The sequence below is a fragment of the Kitasatospora sp. NPDC058046 genome (assembly GCF_042885595.1).
GTDB lineage: Bacteria > Actinomycetota > Actinomycetes > Streptomycetales > Streptomycetaceae > Kitasatospora.
Map to the genome: position 1 here is coordinate 308,737 of NZ_JBHVRS010000002.1, position 20,414 is coordinate 329,150.

Sequence of the window (20,414 nt, forward strand, 5' to 3'; positions counted from 1 at the left end):
GGCGACCGGCGCGGGAGAACGACGACGGGCCCCTCGCGGACATGGTGTCCGGGAGGGGCCCGTCGGGGTGCCGGGGTGGGTCAGGCGGTGACGTCCGCCAGGGCGGCCTCGGAGTCGAGGACGCCGGCCACGGCCTGGAGGACGGCGGCGATCTTCATCGAGGCCTGGACGACCTCGCGCTCGACGCCGGCCTTGCGCAGCACGGCCTCGTGCGAGTCGAGGCACTGGCCGCAGCCGTTGATGGCCGAGACCGCGAAGCACCAGAGCTCGAAGTCGACCTTCTCGACGCCCGGGGTGCCGATGATGTTCATCCGCAGACCGGCCCGCATCGTGCTGTACTCCTTGTCGGAGAGCAGGTGCAGCGTCCGGTAGTAGACGTTGTTCATCCCCATGATCGCGGCCGCGCCCTTGGCGGCGGTGTACGCCTCTGGGGAGAGGTTGGCCTTGGCCTCGGGCTCCAGCTCGCGCAGCAGGCCGGGGCTGCGGGTGGCCATCGCGCAGGACAGCACGGTGCCCCAGAGCTGCTGGGCGGGGAGGTCGGAGTTGCCGATGACCGAGCCCAGGTTGAGCTTGAGGTCCTTGGCGTAGTCCGGGAGGGCGGCCTTCAGGTCGTCGAGAGCCATGGGTCAGCCCGCCAGCAGGGCCTGGGCGTCGAGGGTGTCCTCGCCCTTGTTCCAGTTGCACGGGCACAGCTCGTCGGTCTGCAGGGCGTCCAGCACCCGCAGGACCTCCTTGGGGTTACGGCCGACGGAGCCGGCGGTGACCATGACGAACTGGATCTCGTTGTTCGGGTCGACGATGAAGACGGCGCGCTGGGCGGTGCCGTCCTCGCCCTCGACGCCGCAGGCGCGCATCAGCTCGTGCTTGATGTCGGCCAGCATCGGGAAGGGCAGGTCGCGCAGGTCCTTGTGGTCCTTGCGCCAGGCGTGGTGCACGAACTCGGAGTCGCCGGAGACGCCGAGGATCTGGGCGTCGCGGTCGGCGAACTCGTCGTTCAGCTTGCCGAACGCGGCGATCTCGGTCGGGCAGACGAAGGTGAAGTCCATCGGCCAGAAGAAGACGACCTTCCACTTGCCCTCGTAGGACTTGTGGTCGATGTCGGCGAAGGCGCTCGCGGCATCCAGGTCGACACAGGCCTTGAGGTCGAACTCGGGGAACTTGTCACCGATCGTGAGCACGTTCGCTTCTCCTGAAGTGAGATGAGGGGAGCTTTGTCCGGAATCCGGACACCGCTCACAGTTCCACATCGTGGACTGATCAGGGAAATAGCTACACTGGATGTGTCTGATCGGAGATTGTTATCAGTAACGAATCCCCCACGTCGCGGCCGGGTTCCCGCAGGAACGGCGGCACGAAGGCCGACCCGACTGTGGCGAGCGCCACAGTCCGCAGCCCTCGCACCCCGACCGTCGCCCAGCTGCGGGCCTTCGTCGCGGTGGCCGAGCACCGGCACTTCCGGGAGGCCGCCGCCGCCACCGGGACCAGCCAGCCCGCGCTGTCCGGGGCGGTCGCGGCGCTGGAGGAGTCGCTGGGCGCACAACTGGTCGAGCGTACGACGCGCAAGGTGATTGTCACCCCATTGGGGGAGCGCGTGCACCAGCATGCCCGCCGGGTGCTCGCCTCGCTGCAGGCCCTCACCGAGGAGGTCGAGGCCGCCCGCCGCCCGTTCACCGGGCCGCTGCACCTGGGCGTCATCCCGACCGTCGCGCCCTACCTGCTGCCCACCGTGCTGCGGCTGGTCCGCGACCGCTTCCCGGACCTGGAGCCGCACGTCCACGAGGAGCGCACCCCCTCGCTGCTGGAGGGCCTGGCCGCCGGGCGGCTGGACGTCCTGCTGCTCGCGCTGCCGGCCGGCGGGACCTCGCCGACCAGGGACATCCCGCTGTTCGACGAGGACTTCGTCCTGCTCACGCCGCCCACCCACCCGCTCGCCGGGAGGATCGACGTGCCGCGCGACGTGCTGCTCGACCTGGAGGTCCTGCTGCTGGAGGAGGGCCACTGCCTGCGCGACCAGGCGCTGGACATCTGCCGCGAGGTCGGCGCCGACCCGGCGGGCTCGACCACCCGCGCGGCCGGCCTGTCCACCCTGGTCCAGCTGGTCGCCGGCGGCCTCGGGGTGACCCTGCTGCCCGCCACCGCACTGGACGTCGAGGCCGGGCGCACCGACCGGCTGGCCGCCGTCCGCTTCGCCGCCCCGGCGCCCGGCCGCCGGATCGGGCTGGCCGTCCGGCCGGGCTCGGCCCGCAGCGCCGAGTACGAGCGCTTCGCGGCCGCGCTGCGCGAGGTGCTGGTCGAGCTGCCGGTCCGGATCGTGTCCTAGGGCCAGTCCCGGCTCAGAGCCCGTCCCGGTCCCCGTGCCAGCCCGGCTCGGGGCGGGCGGCCGGGGTGCCCAGGCAGAGCCCGACCGTCGTGGCGACCAGCAGCTCCAGCGCCTCCAGGGTGTCCGGGTCGGGCCGGTCGCCGGGGTTGCGCAGGGTCAGGTGGCGGGCCGTCAGGCCGTCGAAGCCGCCGAGGAAGTGGACGGCGATCCGGCGGGCGGGCAGTGCCAGGGTCAGGCCGTGGGCGGCCGCGAGGGCGTCGAGCATCTCGACGGCGGTGCCCTCGATGTCGTGCTGCATCTCCAGCATGATCTCCCGCATGTCCGGGTCGCGCAGCGCCAGCGCCCCGAACTCGCTCAGCAGCACGCAGTGCCCGTGCTCGCCGGTGGCGGCCTCCCAGAGCGCCTGCACCAGGGTGCGGACCTGCTCGCCGAACGCGCCGTCGCCCGGGGAGGCGGCGCGCACCTCGCCGACGAAGTCGGAGGTCAGCCGCTCGACGATCGCCCGGTAGAGGTCCTTCTTGGTGCCGAAGGTGTAGTGCACCGTCGCCTGCGCCACGCCCAGCTCGGCCGCGATCGCGCGGGTGCTGCCGGCCGCGATCCCCTCCCTGGTCATCAGGTCGATGGCGGCCTGGACCAGTTGCGGTCGGCGTTCGGAGGCGGGGACGTGTGCCATCCCGCCAGGGTAGCGCCATGGTCGGGCAACTGCGTCGCACGATCTTGTCGGCCAACTTTGTCACCCGACAAAGTTCGGTCTACGGTGGGACGCGACCTGCCCTGACCGACCCGAGGGACCGCCGATGGCCACGTACCTGTACCGACTGGGCCGCTTCTGCTTCCGGCGACGGCGGGCCGTCGTCGCCGTCTGGATCGCCCTGCTCATCGCCGTCGGCGGGGCCGCGGGCGCCTTCGCCGGCAAGACCACCGACGAGTTCAAGGTCCCGGGCACCGAGGCGCAGGCCACCCTGGACCGGATCAAGGACACCTTCCCGGCGCAGGGCCACGGCTCCGCGCAGGTCGTCTTCGCCGCCGGCGCCCCCGGCGGCATCGGGACGCCCGAGGCGGGCCGGGCGGTCGGCGAGGCCGTCGCCCGGATGGCCCAGGTGCCGGGCGTGGCCGCGGTGCCCGACCCGTACGCCACCGGCGCTCTCTCGCCGGACGGGAAGGTCGCGATCGCCCTGGTCTCCTTCGACCACAAGCTCGCCGACGTCACCGACGGGCAGCGCGAGGCCGTGAAGGCCGCCGCCGAGCCGGCCCGCGCGGCCAGCCTGGAGGTGGCCTTCGGCGGCGACGCCTACAACACCATGGCCCAGATCGAGGGCGCCAGCGAGGCGATCGGCCTGGTGGTGGCCGGGGTGGTCCTGGTGGTCACCCTCGGCACGCTGGTCGCCGCCGGGCTGCCGCTGCTGACCGCGCTGGTCGGCGTCGGCGTGACGATGGCCGGCCTGCTGGCGCTCACCGGCTCCTTCGAGATCATCACCACCGCGCCGGTGCTGGCCCTGATGGTCGGCCTCGCGGTCGGCATCGACTACGCGCTGTTCATCCTCTTCCGGTACCGCCGCCACCTGGACGAGGGCCTGGCGCCGGAGGAGGCCGCCGCCCGGGCCACCGCGACCGCCGGCAGCGCCGTCGTCTTCGCCGGTCTGACCGTGGTCGTCGCGCTCGCCGGGCTCTCCGTCGCGGGCGTCCCCTTCCTCACCGTGATGGGCCTGGCCGCCTCCGCGGCCGTCGTGGTGGCCGTCCTGGTCGCGATCACGCTGCTGCCCGCCGTGCTGGGCTTCACCGGCCGCGCCATCGACCGGCTGCCGGTCTGGAAGCGGGCCCTGGCCACCAACGGCCGCACCACCCTGGGCGAGCGCTGGGGCCGCTTCGTGGTCCGCCGCCCGCTGCCCGTCCTGCTGGTCGGGCTGGCCGGACTGGGCGCCCTGGCGGTGCCCGCCGCGAGCCTGAACCTCGGCCTGCCGAGCGGCGGTTCGCAGGCCGCCGGGACGGACGCGCGCAAGGCGTACGACCTGGTGGGCGAGGCCTTCGGGCCGGGCTTCAACGCGCCGCTGGTGGTCGTGGTGGACGCCCACGGCGCGCCGCGGCCCGAGCAGGCGGTGCAGGGCGTGGCCGCGAAGCTCCAGACCCTCGACGGCGTGGCGACGCTGCTGCCGCCGACCGTCGACCAGGCGAGCGGCACCGCGCTGGTGACCGTCATCCCGCGGACCGGCCCGGACCACGAGGACACCAAGGCGCTGGTCAACGAGATCCGCGGCCAGAAGGCGGAGCTCAGGGCGGCGACCGGCGCGGACATCGCCGTCACCGGCACCACCGCCGCCAACATCGACGTCTCCACCAAGCTCGGCCAGGCGCTGCCGCTGTTCCTCGCGGTGATCGTCGGGATCGCGCTGGTGCTGCTGGCGCTGGCGTTCCGCTCGGTGCTCGTCCCGCTCAAGGCGGTGGCCGGCTTCCTGCTCAGCATCACCGCCTCGCTCGGCGCGGTGGTCGCGGTCTACCAGTGGGGCTGGCTGGACGGGCTGATCGACGTGCCCAAGGTCGGGCCGGTGGTGAGCTTCGTGCCGATCCTGCTGATCGGCGTGCTGTTCGGGCTGGCGATGGACTACGAGCTGTTCCTGGTCTCCGGGATGAAGGAGCAGCACGTGCACGGGGCGGCGCCGCGCGAGGCGGTCGTCGGCGGGGTGAAGAACGGGGCCCGGGTGGTCACGGCGGCCGCGCTGATCATGGTGGCGGTGTTCGGCTCGTTCGTCTTCGGCCACGACCCGATCGTCCAGCCGATCGGCTTCGCCCTCGCGGTGGGCGTGCTGGTGGACGCCTTCGTGGTGCGGATGGCGCTGGTGCCGGCCGCGATGGCGCTGTTCGGCCGGGCCGCCTGGTGGTTCCCGAAGCGGCTGGAGAAGGTCGTGCCGAAGGTCGACATGGAGGGCGAGCAGCTGATCGCCGAGCTGGAGAAGGGGCCGGCGCGGGAGCCCGCCCGGGTCTGAGACCCGGGGGCAGGTCCGGGCGTCCGGCGGGACCCGTTCCCGCCGGGCGCCGTCAGGTCTGGACGGGCAGCCGCTGCTCGAACCAGACCACCTTGCCGGTGCCCAGCCTGGTCGCGCCCCAGCGGTCCGCGCACCGGGCGACTATCTGCAGCCCGCGCCCGCGTTCGTCCTCCGGCCCGGTGCGGCGCGGGCGCGGCAGCAGCGGGCTGTCGTCGCCGACCTCGCAGCGCAGCCGGGTGGTGCGCACCAGGCTCAGGGTGACCGGCCGGGTCGCGTGCTGGACGGCGTTGGTCACCAGCTCGCTGACCATCAGCTCGGTCGCCTCGCTGAGCTCGTCCAGCCCCCAGCGGCGCAGTGTGTGCGCGGCCAGCCGGCGGGCCCGGCCCGGCGTCTCGTTGCGCGGCTGGAGGTACCAGTGCGCGACGTCCCCGGCCGGGATGCCGTCGAAGCAGGCGCCGAGCAGCGCGATGTCGTCGCCCCGGTCGCCGGGCGGCAGGATCCGCAGCGCCTCCTGGCACAGCTGCTCGGGGGACTGCCAGCGGGCGGCGGCGATCCGGGCGCGCAGCACCTCCAGGCCGTCGCTGATCGGGCGGGTGCGGGTCTCCACCAGGCCGTCGGTGAACAGCAGCAGCGCCGAGCCGGGCGGCGCGGGCAGTTCGACGGAGTTGAAGTCCACCCCGCCGACGCCGATCGGCGCCCCGGAGTCCAGCTCGACCAGTTCGGCGGTGCCGTCCGGGCGGACCAGCACCGGCGGGACGTGCCCGGCGTTGGCCATCACCACCCGGTTGGCGATCGGGTCGTACACCGCGTAGACGCAGGTGGCCAGGTGCTGCTCGCGGCCGAGCCGCTGGGCCTGCTCGTCCAGGTGGTAGAGCACCTCGTGCGGCGGCAGGTCGAGGGCGGCCAGGGTCTGGGCGCTGGTGCGCAGCTGGCCCATGATGGCGGCCGAGGTGAGCGAGTGGCCCATCACGTCGCCGACGATCAGGGCGACCCGGTTGCCGGGCAGCGGGACGGCGTCGTACCAGTCCCCGCCGACCTGCGCGCCGCGCTCACCGGGCAGGTAGCGCTGGGCGATCCGGACGCCGTGCGACTGCGGCAGGCGCAGCGGCAGCATGCTGCGCTGGAGCTCGTTGGCGATCTCCCACTCGCGGGCGTAGCGCAGCGCGGTGTCCACGGCCAGCCCGGCCTGGGTGGCGAGGTGCGCCGCGGTCGCGGTGTCCGCGGCGTCGAAGACCGGGCGGCCGGTGCGTTCGGGAGGGCGGCGGATCAGTATCAGCAGCCCGAGCACGGCCTTGCGGCCGCGCAGCGGCAGGGCGAGGACGGAGGTGCCGGCGGCCAGCCGGGCCACCCCGCGGGTGCCGTACAGCTCGCGCAGCAGCGTCTCGGCGCGCTCGGCGGAGGGGGTGCCGAGGACGGCGGGGTCGGCGGGGCGGCGGCTCAGCAGGGCGTGGGCGAGCGCCCCGCCGCGGGTCACCGGGGTGGCCGGGCCGCCGTCGGCGGTCGAGCGGGCGCCGTAGCGGGAGCGGCGCCGGTCGTCCATGCCGCTCGGGCGGCCGCGGCGGCCGATCCGGGTGCCGGTGCTGTGGTGTATCCGCAGCTCCTCCGGGAACCCGGGTTCGCGTTCGACGTTGGGCAGCGGGTCGCGCAGGTGGATGACGGCGGCGTCGGCGAGCGTCGGGACCAGCACCCGGCCGATGTTGCGCAGCGTCGCGGCGAGGTCGAGGGCGCTGTTGATCCGCCGGGTCGCCGAGTCGAGGTACGCCAGGCGGTCCGCCATCTCGGTGCGCTCCGGTCGTGCGCCCGTCCGTCGCGCGGCGGACGGGGCCGCTGCCGGGACCGGGGCCGCGGTCAGGCCCGGGGCCGGCGGTGTCGGGCCCGCTGTCGCGGCCGGGACCTGGCGGCGCTGGCCCGGGACGGCGGGCGGCTGCTCCGCCTCGGTCTTGAGCTGGTCGCGCACGGCTGCCTGTCCTGGATTCGGTGTGGTCGGTGAGCTGTTCTGTTGCGTCGGCCACGGGTGCGGCCGGTCCTGTCCCGGTTCGATCAGCCGACGCGTCGACAGCACAGGAACAGCTGTTCCTCCGGCGGCAGCGAGGTACTGGCCGGTGCGTACGGATGCCCCGAGCACTCCTCGACGGCGAAGCCGGCCGAGACCAGAACCCGCTCCAGATCCTCCCTCAGATACCCACTGATCCGCAGCTCTCTGCCAAGGAACGGAAGCGGAACGTGATCCAGGTCCGCCTCGACCATACCGAGCGCCAGCAGTCCGGCCGGCCGCAGGAGTTCGCGCAGCTGCCCCAGCACGGTCGGGATCTCGTCCTGCGGCAGCAGGATCAGCGAGAAGAACGCGGTGATCGCGGCGAAGCGGCCCCGGCCCTCCGACCCCAGGTCGGGGGCGTTCCAGACCCGGTCCGCCCGCTCGGTGGCCAGATCGTACAGGTCGATCCGATGGAACACTGGCGCAAACCCGCCCGGGAAGACGGTCCGCCGGGCCAGCGTCAGCATCCCGTCGGAGAGGTCCGCGCCGGTCACCCGCAGACCGGCCGCGGCCAGCTGGCGGACGGTCGGGTCACCGGTGCCGCAGCCGACGTCCAGCACCCGGGCGCCCGGTTCGAGCTCGGCGACCAGCCGACGGCCGCAGGCCAGCTGGCCGTCCTTGGCCGGGAAGGCCTCGCCGTACCCGGCGCCGATGGTGTCGAAGGCGACCGCCTGCAGCGCCCGGGCCGCCCGCCGCCGCCGTACCTCGGGCTCGTCGTCGCCGGCGTCCTCGCCGACGGGGAACGGGTCGGATATCTGTCCGGTCGTCACGTTGCGAGGCACCCTTCCACCCGTGGCCTCCGGTGGCTCCTCCGCGGCCCCGGGGGCCGCTGCCGGTGGCGGTACGTCACGCTCTCCGCACCACACGGACGGACTGCACCCCGACGCGTTTCCGGCCGACACTCGTGTGCGTACTGGCATCTGAGAATATGCGTGATCACTGCGCCATGGGGTCCGTTTCCGGCCAACTCGCCGTGCTTGGGCCGTTGTGGCCCGGGTTGCGGAAGCACGAGGGTGCGGACGGGGTTGTGCGCGCGGCCCCGCACGCCGGACGATGCGCCCGGGGAAGGTCGATGACCTGCGGTTTTGTCCATCCGCGGGCTGACTATCGGACGTTTATCGAACGTCAATCGGCGCGGTGCACAGTGGAGTCCAGCGCCGGGGAAGCGTTGAGGGCGCTCCCGCAGCCGGGGGGCTGCGGGGGCGCCGACGCGCGGAACGGGGGAGGTTGTCCGTGGGGGAGCGGAAGCCTTACGGCGCGGGGGGAGAGAAGGGCTCGGTGTGCTGCTGGGAGATGAGGTCCGCCACGGGGGAGGCCTCAGGCACACCGAGCCGTGTGAAGATCGCATGGGCCTCTTGGAGGCAGGCGAGTCCACGAGCCGGCTGGGCGAGCGCCAACAGGGCCTCGCCCAGTGCGGCGTTCGCCAGGCCCTGGCAGTAGGCGGAGTCCATCTCCTGCCCGAGCGCCAGTGACTCGCCGGCCGCCGAGGCCGCCTCGGCGTGCTGGTCGGCGACGAGCAGGGCGGAGGCCAAGCGGGCCAGGGTGTAGCCCTCCCACAGTGGGTTCCGCTGGGCCCGGTACAGCCGGTGCGCCTCCCGCAGGTGCGGGACGGCCTCGGCACCGGAGAGCACCACGCCCAGCTGGTAGAGGGTCTGGGCGAGCAGCGGGCCGTTCTTGGAGGCCCGGGCGGCGGCGACGCCTTCACCGGCGGACCGGATCGCCGTCTCGGTCATGCCGAGGCGGTGCTGCACCCGGGCGATGTTGCTGACGATCCGCGCTTCCCCGAACGCCGTACCGACCTGCCGGTTGATGGCCAGGGCTTGTTCGAGGAAGGGCAGGGCCTCGGCCGGGCGGTTCCCCACGCTCAGGATCACGCCCAGCGTGTTGGCCGTGGCCAGTAGCAGGACCGACGGGTCGTCCGGAGCCTGGTGGTCGAGGCTGCGGCGCAGTGAGTGTTCGGCGTTCTGGAAGTCGCTGGTGACGGACTTCAGGGCGCCGAGGGCGAAATGGACCCGCGCGAGTGCGGCGGAGTCGCCGCGCTGCTCCGCCGCGTGGCCGAGGGTCTCCAGGATCGGCCGTACCTGAGGACCGTGGGTGGGGTCGGGGCCGAGACCGTACAGCAGGATCAGCAGGTCGATCGCCGCGTGCTGGGCGCTGCTGGGCCCGTTCGCCGCCGCGGCCATGGCGTTGAGCAGCAGGGCGCCCTCGGTCCGGAGCCAGTCCTGGGCGGAGCCGCTGGTCGGCAGGCCCATTCCCGGTGAGGAGGGCGTGGCCAGCAGCTCGGGCTCGGTGTCGTCCGGTTCGATGGTCCGGGCCGCGTTGCGGACGGTCGGGATCAACAGGTCGAGCAGCCGCGACACCGCCCGCTCCTGCTCCCCGGTGTCCCCGATCCGCTCGTTCTTCCGCTGGGCGTAGAGCCGAAGCAGGTCGTGGTAGCGGTAGCGGCCGGGGGTGAAGCACTCCAGCATGTTCGCCTCGACCAGCGCCTCGGCGAGGTCCTCGGCGGCGTACTCGTCCACCCCGAGCAGCGCCGCGGCGGCGGCCAGCGGGATATCGGGGGAGTCGATCAGGGCGAGCAGCCGAAAGGCGCGGGCCTCGTCCACGGACAGCTGTCCGTAGCCGAGCCCGATGGTGGTCTCCACAGCGAGGTTGCCGAGCTGGAGTTCGTCCAGCCGACGGCGTTGGTCGGCTAACCGACGGGCCAGGTCGGAGACGCTCCAGCGCGGGCGGCTGGCCAGCCGGGCGGCGGCGATGCGGACGGCCAACGGCAGGAAGCCGCAGGCGGTGACGACCTTCATGGCCGCCTCCGGCTCGGCGGCGACCCTTTGCTCCCCGACGATGGCCGAGAACAGCGCCAGCGCCTCCTCCGGGGTCAGTTCCTCGACGTCGAACAGCTGGGCGCCGGGGATGCCGGCCAGCCGGGACCGGCTGGTGGCGAGCACCGCGCAGCCGGAGACCCCGGGGATGAGCGGTCGGATCTGGTCGGCGTCGCGCGCGTTGTCGAGCAGGATCAGCATCCGTCGGCTGGCGAGCAGCGAACGGTAGAGGGCGGCGCGCTGTTCCAGCGAGTCGGGGCTCTCCGCGACGCCGAGGGCGTGCAGGAAGTCGCCCAGCACGACCACCGGGTCGGCGGGCGAGGAGCCGGCTCCGCGCAGGTCGACGTACAGCTGTCCGTCCGGGAACTCGGCGCGGACGCGGTGGGCGACGTGCACGGCGAGGGTGGTCTTGCCGACGCCGCCGATGCCCGCCAGTGAGGTCACCACCACGGCCTGGCCGGTGGCGTTCATCAGGACCGCGGAGAGGTCGCCCACCAGATTCAAACGGCCGCTGAAGTCGGAGACGTCAGCCGGGAGTTGGGCTGGAGCGGGGGGCGCGGCCGGGCCGTCCTCGCGAGCTGCGGGAGCGGGTACGGCCGGGAGGGTGAGCGCCGGATCGGCCGCGAGGATGCGATTGTGCATCGAGGACAGGCCGACGCCCGGTTCCACCCCGAGCTCCTCGATCAGGAGCTTGCGGGTGTCGGTGTAGACGCCGAGTGCCTCGGCCTGGCGACCGCAGCGGTACAGCGCCAGCATCAGCAGCTCGCGCAGACGCTCGCGCAGGGGGTGCTCGGTCGTCAGGTTGTTGAGCTCGACGACGATCTCGGCGTGCAGGCCGATGTCGAGGGCGGCGGCGCACAGCTCTTCGGCGGCGTCCACCTGGCGCTCGCCGAGCCGCAGCCGCTGGGTGTCGGCATAGGGGCCGGGGATGCCGGTGAGCGGGCGGCCGCTGAACAGGTCCAGCGCCTGGGTCAGCAGTCGGTGCGCCTCGTGCTTGTCGCCCGAGGTGCGGGCGGCCGCGGCGTCGGCGGAGAGCCGTTCGAAGATTGCCAGGTCGAGAGCCTCGCCGGGGATCCGCAGGGCGTAGCCGTCGGCGACCGAGACCAGGAGTTCGGCTGGTCTGCGGACCTCCCGGCGGGGCTCGATGACCGAGCGCAGACGGGAGACGTACGTGCGGAGTGCGGCCACGGCCTGAGCCGGGGGCCGTTCGCCCCAGAGCGAATCGACCAGGTCCTGCGTGGTGACCGGGCGCCCGGAGTGCAGCAGAAGAGTGGTCAGAACGGCTTGTTGCTGGGGGGACCCGAGGGAGAGGGGCTTGCCGTCGAGCCAGGCCTGGACCGGACCGAGGACTTGGAAGCGCAGCGCAGGGGTCTGCGGCGTCTCCCGAAACTCCATGAAGTCCCCCGATGGCCTGTGGTGTTGATTCCGTGAAAGGGCGCTCGGCGGTCCGCCGCGGTGCTTCAGCTTAGGCGGACGCCCGACTCTGCCGGACGGCACCGCAAGCCGCACGATGTTTATCGGACATTTAATCAACCCTACGATACTGTCCCCGCGCCCGCGCCACGAAGGTCGGGCTGAACACATTTGATGACCGAAAGGCGGCCGCCCAATGGCCAACGACCAGAGCGAGACCCCGGTGCTGTCGACGCCCGAGAACGGGACGAAGACCGAGGCCCCGGCCGCCGCTGTGGAGGCGGGCAAGGCTGTCGAGGACGCGGTGGCCGTGTCCTCGAACCCGGCCGAGTACGCCGCGCCGACCGACGAGCAGAAGGACGCGTTCGAGAACGGCACGTTCGGCGACGAGGGCGAGTACCTGGACCAGCCGACCGAGCCGGCCACCGGCAAGCCGAGCAAGACGTACGAGCCGGAGAACATCATCATGGGCCACCCGTAAGCGGGTCGCGGCCCCGGTGCCCCCGCGCCCCCGTCCGGGCGTGGGGGCGCGGTCGGTTATGGGCACGCCAATTCCGCGTCGGTGTCGACCGGTGGCCGAAACGCACCAGTGGTGCACTCATGGTGACCGGCGATATCCGTAACGTGCCCGACGGTGGCCGGGGCACGTTCCGGAATTACCGATTCACCCGGGGGTATTGCGGTGGTCGGAATGCTGCCGTTTGTCTGCGTTTTGCCGAAATTGGCGGGGAAGATCGTATTCGGCTGAATCACGGGTCTCGGGGGCGGGGGCGACGTGGTGCGGTTCCGCGGCCCATTCCCGGCCGCCGCCCTCGGGGCGCAGGTAGTGCTCGCCGCCGATGGTGTCCATGTAGATGCCGGTGCGTCCGGTCCTCCGGTCGAGGACGAGTTCACCCACGTGGGGCCGGTAGGCCGGGGCGTTGCGCTGTCGGGTGCTCACCGTGCTGCTCCTCGCTCTGGTCGGCGACTGGCCAGCATCTCTAGAGAAGCTAATATCTCTAGAGATGTCAACGGTCGTATCTCCTTACCGGCGACCGCGGGCACGCCTACGATTTGTCCCAGGCAGAGGGAGCGGCGATGACCGGCAGCAATGGCGACAAGCAGCCCAAGTACCAGCGGATCGCCGAAGCGCTGAAGGAGGCCATCGACACCGGCCGGTACCGCGCGGGCGACCGCCTGCCCGGCGAGAACGACCTCATGGACGAGTACGGCGTGGCCCGGATGACCGCCCGCCAGGCGCTGGGCGTGCTGCAGAGCGAGGGCATCGCCGAGGCGCGGCGCGGCGCCGGGGTGTTCGTCCGGGACTTCCGGCCGCTGCGCCGGCGCGGCATCCAACGGCTGGCGCAGGGGCAGTGGGGGTCCGGCCGGTCGATATGGTCGGCGGACATCGACAACCGCAGCCTGGTGGTCGACCAGGTGTCCGTCACCGAGCGGGGCGCGCCCGAGCACGTGGCCCGGGTGCTCGGGGTCGACCCGGGCGCCCCGATGTGCGTGCGGCACCGCCGCTTCGTCCTGGACGGCAAGCCGGTGCTGCTCTCGACCTCCTACCTGCCCGCCGTGCTGGTCTCCGGCACCGCCATCACCCGCGAGGACACCGGCCCCGGCGGCACCTACGCCCGGCTCGCCGAGATCGGCGCCAAGCCCGTGCACTTCCGCGAGGAGGTCCGCTCCCGGATGCCCGGCGCCGACGAGTCCGCCCGCCTGGAGCTGTCCGCCGGCACCCCGGTCATCCTGATCTGCCGCACCGCCTTCGCCGACGAGGGCCAGGTCGTCGAGCTCAACGAGATGATCCTGGACGCCGCCTCCTACGTCCTGGAGTACGACTTCGACGCCTGAGCCGGGTGGGTCGGCCCGCGGTTGCTACTGGTAGTGGTAGCGGGCCTTGAGGATCTTCACCTCCTTCTCGTCCGCCCGGTACACCAGCCGGTGTTCGTCGTCGATCCGCCGCGACCAGTAGCCCGCCAGGTCGCCCTTCAGCGGCTCGGGCTTCCCGATGCCGTCGAAGGGGTCCCGCTGGATCTCGCCGATCAGGCGGGTGATCCGCTGAGCCATCTTCCGGTTGGACCCGAGCCGGAACAGGAAGTCCTCCCAGCCGTCGGGGTCGAAATGGACGCTCCTCACACCTCACCCGCCAGCGCTTCCAGTTCCTCCATGGTCCTGGTGACGCCGGGGTGGCCGGCCCTGTCGCGGGCGACGGCCTCCATGAGCCGCTGCGCGTTGGCGGGGGAGCGCAGGAGGTGGATCGTCTCCTGCCAGGAGTCGTAGTCCTCCGCGGACATCAGCACGGCGTCCCCGCCCTTGGAGGTGATCCTTATCGGCGCGTGGTCGTCGTTGACCTTCTTGATCAACGGGAAGAGCTGCGTGCGCGCCTCGCTCGCACTGATCGCCATGGGACGGCCTTCCACTCGGGTACCGGATGTCCGTACCGCAATGGTACGAGTCTCCGGTACCGGATGCCATGCGACAGGCGAACGAAGACCGCCCCGGGCGCGGGGCGGCCGGGGCGGTTCGGGGGCGTGCGGGGTTGGTCCCGCGCGGGGCTACTCCTTGGAGCGGACGCGCAGGCTGGTGATCAGCGGGCCCTCGGTGGTCTCGCGGAAGAAGTCGTTGCCCTTGTCGTCGACGACGATGAAGGCCGGGAAGTCCTCGACCTCGATGCGCCAGACCGCCTCCATGCCGAGCTCGGCGTACTCCAGCACCTCGACCTTCTTGATGCAGTCCTGGGCGAGGCGGGCGGCCGGGCCGCCGATCGAGCCGAGGTAGAAGCCGCCGTGCTGGGCGCAGGCGTCGGTGACCTGCTTGCTGCGGTTGCCCTTGGCGAGCATGACCATCGAGCCGCCGGCCGCCTGGAACTGGTCGACGTAGGAGTCCATCCGGCCGGCCGTGGTGGGGCCGAAGGAGCCGGAGGCGTAGCCCTCGGGGGTCTTGGCCGGGCCCGCGTAGTAGACCGGGTGGTCCTGGAGGTACTTGGGCATGCCCTGGCCGGCGTCCAGGCGCTCCTTGATCTTGGCGTGGGCGATGTCGCGGGCGACCACCAGGGTGCCGGTGAGCGAGAGCCGGGTCTTCACCGGGTACTTGGAGAGTTCGGCGCGGATCGCGGACATCGGCTGGTCGAGGTCGACGCGCACCACGTCGTCGTCCAGGTGCTCGTCGGTGGTGTCCGGCAGGTACTTCGCCGGGTCGGTCTCCAGCTGCTCCAGGAAGACGCCCTCTGCGGTGATCTTGCCGAGCGCCTGGCGGTCGGCGGAGCAGGAGACCGCCATCGCGACCGGCAGCGAGGCGCCGTGGCGGGGCAGGCGGACCACGCGCACGTCGTGGCAGAAGTACTTGCCGCCGAACTGGGCGCCGATGCCGATCTTCTGGGTCAGCTCGGTGACCTTGGCCTCCAGCCCCAGGTCGCGGAAGCCGTGGCCGGTCTTGGCGTCGCCCGAGGTCGGCAGGTTGTCCAGGTAGTGCGCCGAGGCGTACTTGGCGGTCTTCAGCGCGAACTCGGCGCTGGTGCCGCCGATCACGATGGCCAGGTGGTACGGCGGGCAGGCCGCGGTGCCCAGTGAGCGGATCTTCTGCTCCAGGAACGAGAGCATGCTCGCCTCGTTCAGGATGGCCTTGGTCTCCTGGTACAGGTACGACTTGTTGGCGGAGCCGCCGCCCTTGGCCATGAACAGGAACTTGTACGCGTCGCCGTCGGTGGCGTACAGCTCGATCTGGGCCGGCAGGTTGTTGCCGGTGTTCTTCTCGTCCCACATGGTCACCGGGGCCATCTGGGAGTAGCGCAGGTTGAGCTTGGTGTAGGCGTCGTACACGCCGCGCGCGATGGCGGAGTCGTCGCCGCCGGAGGTCAGCACGTTCTGGCCGCGCTTGCCCATGACGATCGCGGTGCCGGTGTCCTGGCACATCGGGAGGATGCCGCCGGCCGAGATGTTGACGTTCTTCAGCAGGTCGAGCGCGACGAAGCGGTCGTTGGGGCTGGCCTCCGGGTCGTCCAGGATGCGGCGCAGCTGGGCGAGGTGGGCGGGGCGCAGGTAGTGCGAGATGTCGTGCATCGCCTCGGCCGTCAGCAGCCGCAGCGCCTCGGGCTCGACCTGGAGGAAGGTGCGACCGCCGGCCTCGAAGGTGGAGACGCCCTCGGAGGTGAGCTTGCGGTACGGGGTCGGGTCAGCGCCCAGGGGGAGCAGGTCGCTGTACTCGAAGTCTGGCGTGGGAGCCATCGGGGCGGTCCTTAGGGGTCCAGTGGTGCGGCTGCGTCGGCGAAGCACCATCCAGGGTAGGACCCGCCGGAAGTCGGCATGCGGACAGGGCAGCCTTGCGTGACCGGGCTCACTCGCGCAGGAGTGCGAGCGACTAGGCTGACCCCGTGGACAACTCGCCGTCGCACGACGATTCGGGGCAGCCGCCGGTGCCGGCGCCCGTACCGATGACCAAACCCGAACCCAAGTCAGAGAGCAGACCCGAACTCAGGCCCGAGGCCGGGGCCGCGGCGCGGCCGCACGCGCCGGCCGCGGAGGCGGAGCTGCGCGTCTCCGACGCCGACCGCGAGAAGGTCGCGGAGCTGCTGCGCGACGCCTACGCCGAGGGGCGCCTGGACGCGGACGAGCACGCCGAGCGGATCGAGGCCGCGTACGCCTCGAAGACCTTCGGCGACCTCGCGCCGCTGACCCGGGACCTGCCGGCCCGCCCGCTGTCCTTCGAGAAGCAGCCGTTGAGCGCCCCGCAGGGGCCGCCGCCGCAGCAGCCGGCGCGCCAGGAGGCCCCGACGGTGGTGGCGATCTTCGGCGGCGCGTCCCGCAAGGGCCGCTGGCGGGTGGGCTCGCACCTGAGCGCCTTCACCGCGTTCGGTGGCGTGGACATCGACCTGAGCGACGCCGTGTTCGAGTCCCCCGAGGTGGAGATCACGGTGACGGCGATCTTCGGCGGGGTCCAGATCCGGGTCCCGGAGAACGTGAGCCTCCAGGGGTCCGGCATCGGCATCTTCGGCGGTTTCGACGTCCGCGAGCAGACCGCGGCGGACCCGTACGCTCCGGTTGTCCGGGTCAAGGGCCTTGCGCTGTTCGGCGGTTGCGAGGCCAAGCCGCGCCGCGGTAAGAAGCTGAAGGAGTGGGTGCGCCGTCAACTCGGCACCGACTGACCGTCGTTGACCTGCACAGTGCCCGGCCGGGAGCCAACTCCCGGCCGGGCACTCGGCGTTGCGGCCAGTGCTCTGCGTAGTCGATTGCGTGCAGTGTGCATGAATCGCGGCCGAGCGGGGTAGTTCCTTCCGCACATCGCTTCTTGGACGGCTGCGCACCGGAGGCGGCCGAGCGGCCGTGCCGGGGTTGGACAGCGGGGGCTCGCAGCCGGCGGGGGAGCGAGGGGTCCCCGTGTCCGAGAGCCTCGTCAGGAGTACGGCCGTGCTGCATCCGATCGAGTCCCGCACCACCTCGCCAGTCGCCGCCGCGCAGGTCCTGGAGCGCCGGCCCGGCGTCCGGCCGCAGCCGCAGCCCCCGGGCGGCCCGGCGGGTTCCCCCGCGGGCGAGGACAATCCCTGGCACACCGGTGCCGCGTGTCGGCGGGACGAGGTGGGGCTGTTCTTCGCGCCCTCCAAGGAGCCGACGGCGGCCCGGCTGTCGCGCGAGGAGCAGGCCAAGCAGGTCTGCGCCCGCTGCCCGGTGCTGCTGGAGTGCCGCGAGCACGCGCTGGCCCAGCCGGAGCCGTACGGGGTCTGGGGCGGGCTGACGGCCGCCGAGCGGCGGGTGGTGCTGGCCCGGCGCCGCCGCCGGGACGCGGAGCTGCGCGAGGCGGCCCGGGTGACGGCGGCCGGTCGGCGCCGGATAGCCGGGTGAGGGCGGGCCCGAGAGCGGGAGGACGGTGCGCCGCGGCCCCGGCGGAGGGGGATTCCGCCGGGGCCGCGAAGCGCGTCGCCGCGGGGCCCGGTAGGCGGTAGCCCGGCGGACCGGGCTACCGCCTGCCCGGGCTCAGTTGGCGCGGTCGAAGTCGATCGCGCTGTACGCCCGCAGCTTCGAGAGCTTGTGGGTGGAGTTGATCTCGCGGATGGTGCCGCTCTTGGAGCGCATCACCAGCGAGCTGGTGGTGGCGGTCTCCGAGCGGTAGTGCACGCCGCGCAGCAGCTCGCCGTCGGTGATGCCGGTGGCGACGAAGAACACGTTCTCGCCGCTGACCAGGTCGTCCGTGGTGAGCACCCGGTCCAGGTCGTGGCCGGCGTCCAGGGCCTTCTGCCGCTCGGCGTCGTCCTTGGGCCACAGCCGGCCCTGGATCACGCCGCCCATGCACTTCATCGCGCAGGCCGCGATGATGCCCTCCGGGGTGCCGCCGACGCCCATCAGCAGGTCGACGCCGGTGCCCTCGCGGGCGGCCATGATGGCGCCGGCCACGTCGCCGTCCGAGATGAACTTGATCCGGGCGCCCGCCTCGCGGATCTCCCGGACCAGGCCGTCGTGGCGCGGGCGGTCGAGCACCACGACGGTGACGTCCTCGACGGCGCTGCCCTTGGCCTTGGCGACCCGGCGGATGTTGACCGCCGCCGGGGCGGTGATGTCGACGAACTCGGCCGCCTCCGGCCCGGCCACCAGCTTGTCCATGTAGAACACGGCGCTGGGGTCGAACATGGTGCCGCGGTCGGCGACGGCCAGTACGGCCACCGCGTTGTTCATGCCCTTGGCGGTCAGCGTGGTGCCGTCCACCGGGTCGACCGCGACGTCGCACTCGGCGCCGGTGCCGTCGCCGACCCGCTCGCCGTTGTAGAGCATCGGGGCTTCGTCCTTCTCGCCCTCGCCGATGACGACGACGCCGTTCATCGAGACGGTCGAGACGAGGGTGCGCATCGCCTTCACGGCGGCGCCGTCCGCGCCGTTCTTGTCACCCCGGCCGACCCACCGGCCGGCGGCCATCGCGGCCGCCTCGGTGACCCGGACGAGTTCGAGCGCGAGGTTCCGGTCCGGAGCCTCGGGCGCGACCTCCAGGGCACTGGGAAGCTGGTGCGGGTACTGCGTGGACATCGTCGTTACCTCTCTGTACGCGACGACCAGTGAGCGCCCGACTACTGCCAGGTCGAACGCCGTGGTGAGGGTATTGCGATCGTATCTGCCCACGAGATGACTGTCTGTGGCGCGGGTCGCTGCTCTGTGGCGGAAAACGCCTGTTCATCCCGTTTCACCCGGACGTGAATACCCCTGGTGACCGCCCCGGGATGTGGATGAGTCACCATGTGGGGGTGGCAGCAGACAACAAGGGCATGAGGGGCCGGCAGACCGTACGGGACATGGTCCTGTCGATGCTGGTGGTCGGTTTCGTCGTCTGGATCGGATACCTGTTCCTCCCGCACGACGCCAACGGCGACCCGGTGCACGAGGTCGCGTACAAGGTGGAGACGTCCACCGCCAGGCGTGCGGCGCCGTACCCGGTGCTCTCCCCGGAGGGGCTGTCCGACAAGTGGCGGGCCACCTCGGTCAGCTACAAGCCGGCCGACCAGAACAACGGCAGGGGCAACGCCTGGCACCTGGGCTTCGTGACCCCCTCCGGCCAGTACGCGGCCGTCGAGCAGAGCGACGTGCCGCGCGACTCCCTGCTGGCCGCCTACGTGACGGGCGCCAAGCCGGACGGCACCGCCGAGGTGGCCGGCCGCGCCTGGGAGCGCGTGCAGGGCGAGAAGGCCCGCGCGCTGACCGTGCAGACCGGCCCCGGGACCACCCTGCTCACCGGCACCGCCTCCTACGAGGAGCTGGCCGAACTGGCGCAGGCGCTCAAGTAGCCCGCCCCGTTCCACCCCGCCCGGCACGCGCCGGAGCACCCTGGACGACGCCGAAGGGCCCCGCACCGGACGAACCGGTGCGGGGCCCTTGCGCGCGGGGCGGATCAGACGGTGGTGACGACCTCGTCGTAGGCCAGGCGCGGCGAACGCGGGAACCAGGCGTCGTCGCCCGGCTTGCCGATGTTGACCACGGCCAGCACCGAGTGCTCGCCGTCGCCGAAGAACTCCTTGTTGATGCCCTCGGCGTCGTAGCCGGTCATCGGGCCGGCGGCCAGGCCGGCGGCGCGCACGCCGATGATGAAGTACGCGGCCTGCAGGGCGCCGTTCAGCTTGGCGGACTGCTCACGGACGCTGCGCTCCGAGAAGAAGACGTCCTTGGCCTGCGGGAAGTGCGGGAACTGGGTCGGCAGCTCCTCGTGGAACTCGTTGTCCGCGGCGAGGACGGCGACCAGCGGGGCGGCGGCGGTCTTGGCCTTGTTGCCGTCCGCGAGGTGCTGGACGAGGCGCTCGCGGCCCTCGGTCGAGCGGACCAGGACGACGCGCAGCGGCTGCTGGTTGAAGGCGGTCGGGCCGTACTTGACCAGCTCGTAGATGGCCTGGACCTGCTCCTCGGTGACCGGCTCGTCGGTGAAGGTGTTCGCGGTGCGGGCCTCGCGGAACAGCAGGTCCTGGGCGGCGGCGTCGAGTACCAGGGCGTCGGTGGTCATGCTTCTGCACCTCATGCGAAAGGGGGTTCGTCGGTATGATCGGCCGCAGCCGGTCACTTCATCCAACATAGGTGAAGTTTCAACGATTCCCCAAGCGAATGTGACCTGCCTCACTCCCCGCCCGGGCCCGCGCCCTCCTCGGCGGCCAGGGCGGCGTCCAGCCGGGCCCGGGCGCCGTCCAGCCAGCGCTGGCACACCTTCGCCAGCTGCTCGCCGCGCTCCCACAGGGCCAGCGACTCCTCCAGCGACGTCCCGCCGTTCTCCAGCTGCCGGACGACGTCCAGCAGCGCGTCCCGGGCGTGCTCGTAGCCCAGCGCGTCGTCCGGGTTCGGCGCCGCCGCGTCCTGCTGCTCCTGCTGCTCTGCCATGCGTGCCAGCGTAGGGGGTGCGGGTGACAG

Annotated in this window: 20 protein-coding genes; 7 read left to right on the forward strand and 13 right to left on the reverse strand. The window is 72.3% G+C overall.

All coding sequences use genetic code 11. The features are described from left to right. Positions 1-80 precede the first annotated feature (80 nt). A complete protein-coding gene (locus ACFVU7_RS05615) occupies positions 81-623 on the reverse strand; it encodes an alkyl hydroperoxide reductase (RefSeq protein WP_049659817.1) in 543 nt (180 codons plus the stop codon). Between the two features lie 3 nt (positions 624-626). Then, the gene (locus tag ACFVU7_RS05620) at positions 627-1,178 is read right to left on the reverse strand and encodes a peroxiredoxin (RefSeq protein ID WP_074001325.1); all 552 of its coding nucleotides are present in this window, start codon (positions 1,176-1,178) and stop codon (positions 627-629) included. A 191-nt stretch (positions 1,179-1,369) separates the two neighbouring features. Here ACFVU7_RS05620 and ACFVU7_RS05625 point away from each other — a divergent pair, with 191 nt between their 5' ends. After that, positions 1,370-2,320, forward strand: a complete 951-nt coding sequence (locus ACFVU7_RS05625; protein WP_082346232.1) for a LysR substrate-binding domain-containing protein — start codon at positions 1,370-1,372, stop codon at positions 2,318-2,320. A gap of 13 nt (positions 2,321-2,333) precedes the next feature. On the opposite strand, the gene ACFVU7_RS05630 is transcribed toward ACFVU7_RS05625, so the two are convergent. Next, positions 2,334-2,993, reverse strand: a complete 660-nt coding sequence (locus ACFVU7_RS05630) for a TetR/AcrR family transcriptional regulator (protein ID WP_074001327.1) — start codon at positions 2,991-2,993, stop codon at positions 2,334-2,336. Between the two features lie 124 nt (positions 2,994-3,117). Between ACFVU7_RS05630 and ACFVU7_RS05635 the strand changes: the two genes are divergently transcribed. Continuing rightward, a complete protein-coding gene (locus ACFVU7_RS05635; RefSeq protein ID WP_388044461.1) occupies positions 3,118-5,301 on the forward strand; it encodes an MMPL family transporter in 2,184 nt (727 codons plus the stop codon). Between the two features lie 52 nt (positions 5,302-5,353). Here ACFVU7_RS05635 and ACFVU7_RS05640 read toward each other — a convergent pair whose 3' ends face one another. From ACFVU7_RS05640 to ACFVU7_RS05650, 3 genes are all read right to left on the reverse strand, one after another. Next, the gene (locus tag ACFVU7_RS05640; RefSeq protein ID WP_388044462.1) at positions 5,354-7,258 is read right to left on the reverse strand and encodes a SpoIIE family protein phosphatase; all 1,905 of its coding nucleotides are present in this window, start codon (positions 7,256-7,258) and stop codon (positions 5,354-5,356) included. 83 nt (positions 7,259-7,341) lie between these two features. Further along, positions 7,342-8,013, reverse strand: a complete 672-nt coding sequence (locus ACFVU7_RS05645; protein WP_380737674.1) for a class I SAM-dependent methyltransferase — start codon at positions 8,011-8,013, stop codon at positions 7,342-7,344. 573 nt (positions 8,014-8,586) lie between these two features. After that, complete coding sequence (locus tag ACFVU7_RS05650; protein ID WP_074001329.1) at positions 8,587-11,547, reverse strand: BTAD domain-containing putative transcriptional regulator; 2,961 nt, start codon at positions 11,545-11,547, stop codon at positions 8,587-8,589. Between the two features lie 214 nt (positions 11,548-11,761). On the opposite strand from ACFVU7_RS05650, the gene ACFVU7_RS05655 reads away from it, so the two are divergent. Further along, positions 11,762-12,046: a hypothetical protein gene (locus tag ACFVU7_RS05655; protein WP_074001330.1), complete on the forward strand. Its 285-nt coding sequence runs from the start codon at positions 11,762-11,764 to the stop codon at positions 12,044-12,046. A gap of 183 nt (positions 12,047-12,229) precedes the next feature. On the opposite strand, the gene ACFVU7_RS05660 is transcribed toward ACFVU7_RS05655, so the two are convergent. Next, the gene (locus ACFVU7_RS05660) at positions 12,230-12,505 is read right to left on the reverse strand and encodes a hypothetical protein (RefSeq protein WP_074001331.1); all 276 of its coding nucleotides are present in this window, start codon (positions 12,503-12,505) and stop codon (positions 12,230-12,232) included. A gap of 137 nt (positions 12,506-12,642) precedes the next feature. Between ACFVU7_RS05660 and ACFVU7_RS05665 the strand changes: the two genes are divergently transcribed. Further along, positions 12,643-13,401, forward strand: coding sequence for a GntR family transcriptional regulator (locus tag ACFVU7_RS05665; protein ID WP_049651716.1), 759 nt, complete (start codon positions 12,643-12,645; stop codon positions 13,399-13,401). A 24-nt stretch (positions 13,402-13,425) separates the two neighbouring features. On the opposite strand, the gene ACFVU7_RS05670 is transcribed toward ACFVU7_RS05665, so the two are convergent. From ACFVU7_RS05670 to ACFVU7_RS05680, 3 genes are all read right to left on the reverse strand, one after another. Further along, positions 13,426-13,686: a Txe/YoeB family addiction module toxin gene (locus ACFVU7_RS05670; protein WP_380778971.1), complete on the reverse strand. Its 261-nt coding sequence runs from the start codon at positions 13,684-13,686 to the stop codon at positions 13,426-13,428. After that, complete coding sequence (locus tag ACFVU7_RS05675) at positions 13,683-13,955, reverse strand: type II toxin-antitoxin system Phd/YefM family antitoxin (RefSeq protein WP_074001332.1); 273 nt, start codon at positions 13,953-13,955, stop codon at positions 13,683-13,685. The genes ACFVU7_RS05670 and ACFVU7_RS05675 overlap by 4 nt, the downstream gene beginning before the upstream one ends. Before the next feature lie 150 nt (positions 13,956-14,105). After that, positions 14,106-15,773, reverse strand: coding sequence for a fumarate hydratase (locus ACFVU7_RS05680; RefSeq protein WP_388044465.1), 1,668 nt, complete (start codon positions 15,771-15,773; stop codon positions 14,106-14,108). Between the two features lie 146 nt (positions 15,774-15,919). Between ACFVU7_RS05680 and ACFVU7_RS05685 the strand changes: the two genes are divergently transcribed. Continuing rightward, complete coding sequence (locus tag ACFVU7_RS05685; RefSeq protein ID WP_234348375.1) at positions 15,920-16,690, forward strand: DUF1707 domain-containing protein; 771 nt, start codon at positions 15,920-15,922, stop codon at positions 16,688-16,690. Positions 16,691-17,006: 316 nt separating this feature from the next. Next, complete coding sequence (locus tag ACFVU7_RS05690; RefSeq protein ID WP_049651731.1) at positions 17,007-17,384, forward strand: WhiB family transcriptional regulator; 378 nt, start codon at positions 17,007-17,009, stop codon at positions 17,382-17,384. A gap of 132 nt (positions 17,385-17,516) precedes the next feature. Here ACFVU7_RS05690 and glpX read toward each other — a convergent pair whose 3' ends face one another. Further along, positions 17,517-18,557, reverse strand: coding sequence for a class II fructose-bisphosphatase (glpX, locus tag ACFVU7_RS05695; RefSeq protein WP_049651720.1), 1,041 nt, complete (start codon positions 18,555-18,557; stop codon positions 17,517-17,519). A 215-nt stretch (positions 18,558-18,772) separates the two neighbouring features. On the opposite strand from glpX, the gene ACFVU7_RS05700 reads away from it, so the two are divergent. Next, entirely contained in the window at positions 18,773-19,309 is a 537-nt protein-coding gene (locus ACFVU7_RS05700; RefSeq protein ID WP_310593165.1) for a DUF4245 domain-containing protein, read from the forward strand. A gap of 104 nt (positions 19,310-19,413) precedes the next feature. Here the strand turns inward: ACFVU7_RS05700 and ACFVU7_RS05705 are convergent, their stop codons facing one another. Both ACFVU7_RS05705 and ACFVU7_RS05710 read right to left on the reverse strand, forming a co-directional pair. Next, positions 19,414-20,016 carry a malonic semialdehyde reductase gene (locus ACFVU7_RS05705; protein ID WP_388044466.1) on the reverse strand — a complete coding sequence of 201 codons (603 nt, stop codon included), beginning with the start codon at positions 20,014-20,016 and terminating at the stop codon, positions 19,414-19,416. Between the two features lie 110 nt (positions 20,017-20,126). After that, the gene (locus tag ACFVU7_RS05710; protein ID WP_049651723.1) at positions 20,127-20,384 is read right to left on the reverse strand and encodes an exodeoxyribonuclease VII small subunit; all 258 of its coding nucleotides are present in this window, start codon (positions 20,382-20,384) and stop codon (positions 20,127-20,129) included. Positions 20,385-20,414 lie beyond the last annotated feature (30 nt).

Excerpts from the sequence above, each read along its gene's own strand:
- ACFVU7_RS05630 (WP_074001327.1), bottom strand. The coding sequence starts at position 2,993 with ATGGCACACGTCCCCGCCTCCGAACGCCGACCGCAACTGGTCCAGGCC.
- ACFVU7_RS05635 (WP_388044461.1), top strand. The coding sequence starts at position 3,118 with ATGGCCACGTACCTGTACCGACTGGGCCGCTTCTGCTTCCGGCGACGG.
- ACFVU7_RS05675 (WP_074001332.1), bottom strand. The coding sequence starts at position 13,955 with ATGGCGATCAGTGCGAGCGAGGCGCGCACGCAGCTCTTCCCGTTGATC.
- ACFVU7_RS05650 (WP_074001329.1), bottom strand. The coding sequence starts at position 11,547 with ATGGAGTTTCGGGAGACGCCGCAGACCCCTGCGCTGCGCTTCCAAGTC.
- ACFVU7_RS05680 (WP_388044465.1), bottom strand. The coding sequence starts at position 15,773 with ATGGCTCCCACGCCAGACTTCGAGTACAGCGACCTGCTCCCCCTGGGC.
- ACFVU7_RS05615 (WP_049659817.1), bottom strand. The coding sequence starts at position 623 with ATGGCTCTCGACGACCTGAAGGCCGCCCTCCCGGACTACGCCAAGGAC.
- glpX (WP_049651720.1), bottom strand. The coding sequence starts at position 18,557 with ATGTCCACGCAGTACCCGCACCAGCTTCCCAGTGCCCTGGAGGTCGCG.
- ACFVU7_RS05655 (WP_074001330.1), top strand. The coding sequence starts at position 11,762 with ATGGCCAACGACCAGAGCGAGACCCCGGTGCTGTCGACGCCCGAGAAC.
- ACFVU7_RS05710 (WP_049651723.1), bottom strand. The coding sequence starts at position 20,384 with ATGGCAGAGCAGCAGGAGCAGCAGGACGCGGCGGCGCCGAACCCGGAC.
- ACFVU7_RS05705 (WP_388044466.1), bottom strand. The coding sequence starts at position 20,016 with ATGACCACCGACGCCCTGGTACTCGACGCCGCCGCCCAGGACCTGCTG.
- ACFVU7_RS05665 (WP_049651716.1), top strand. The coding sequence starts at position 12,643 with ATGACCGGCAGCAATGGCGACAAGCAGCCCAAGTACCAGCGGATCGCC.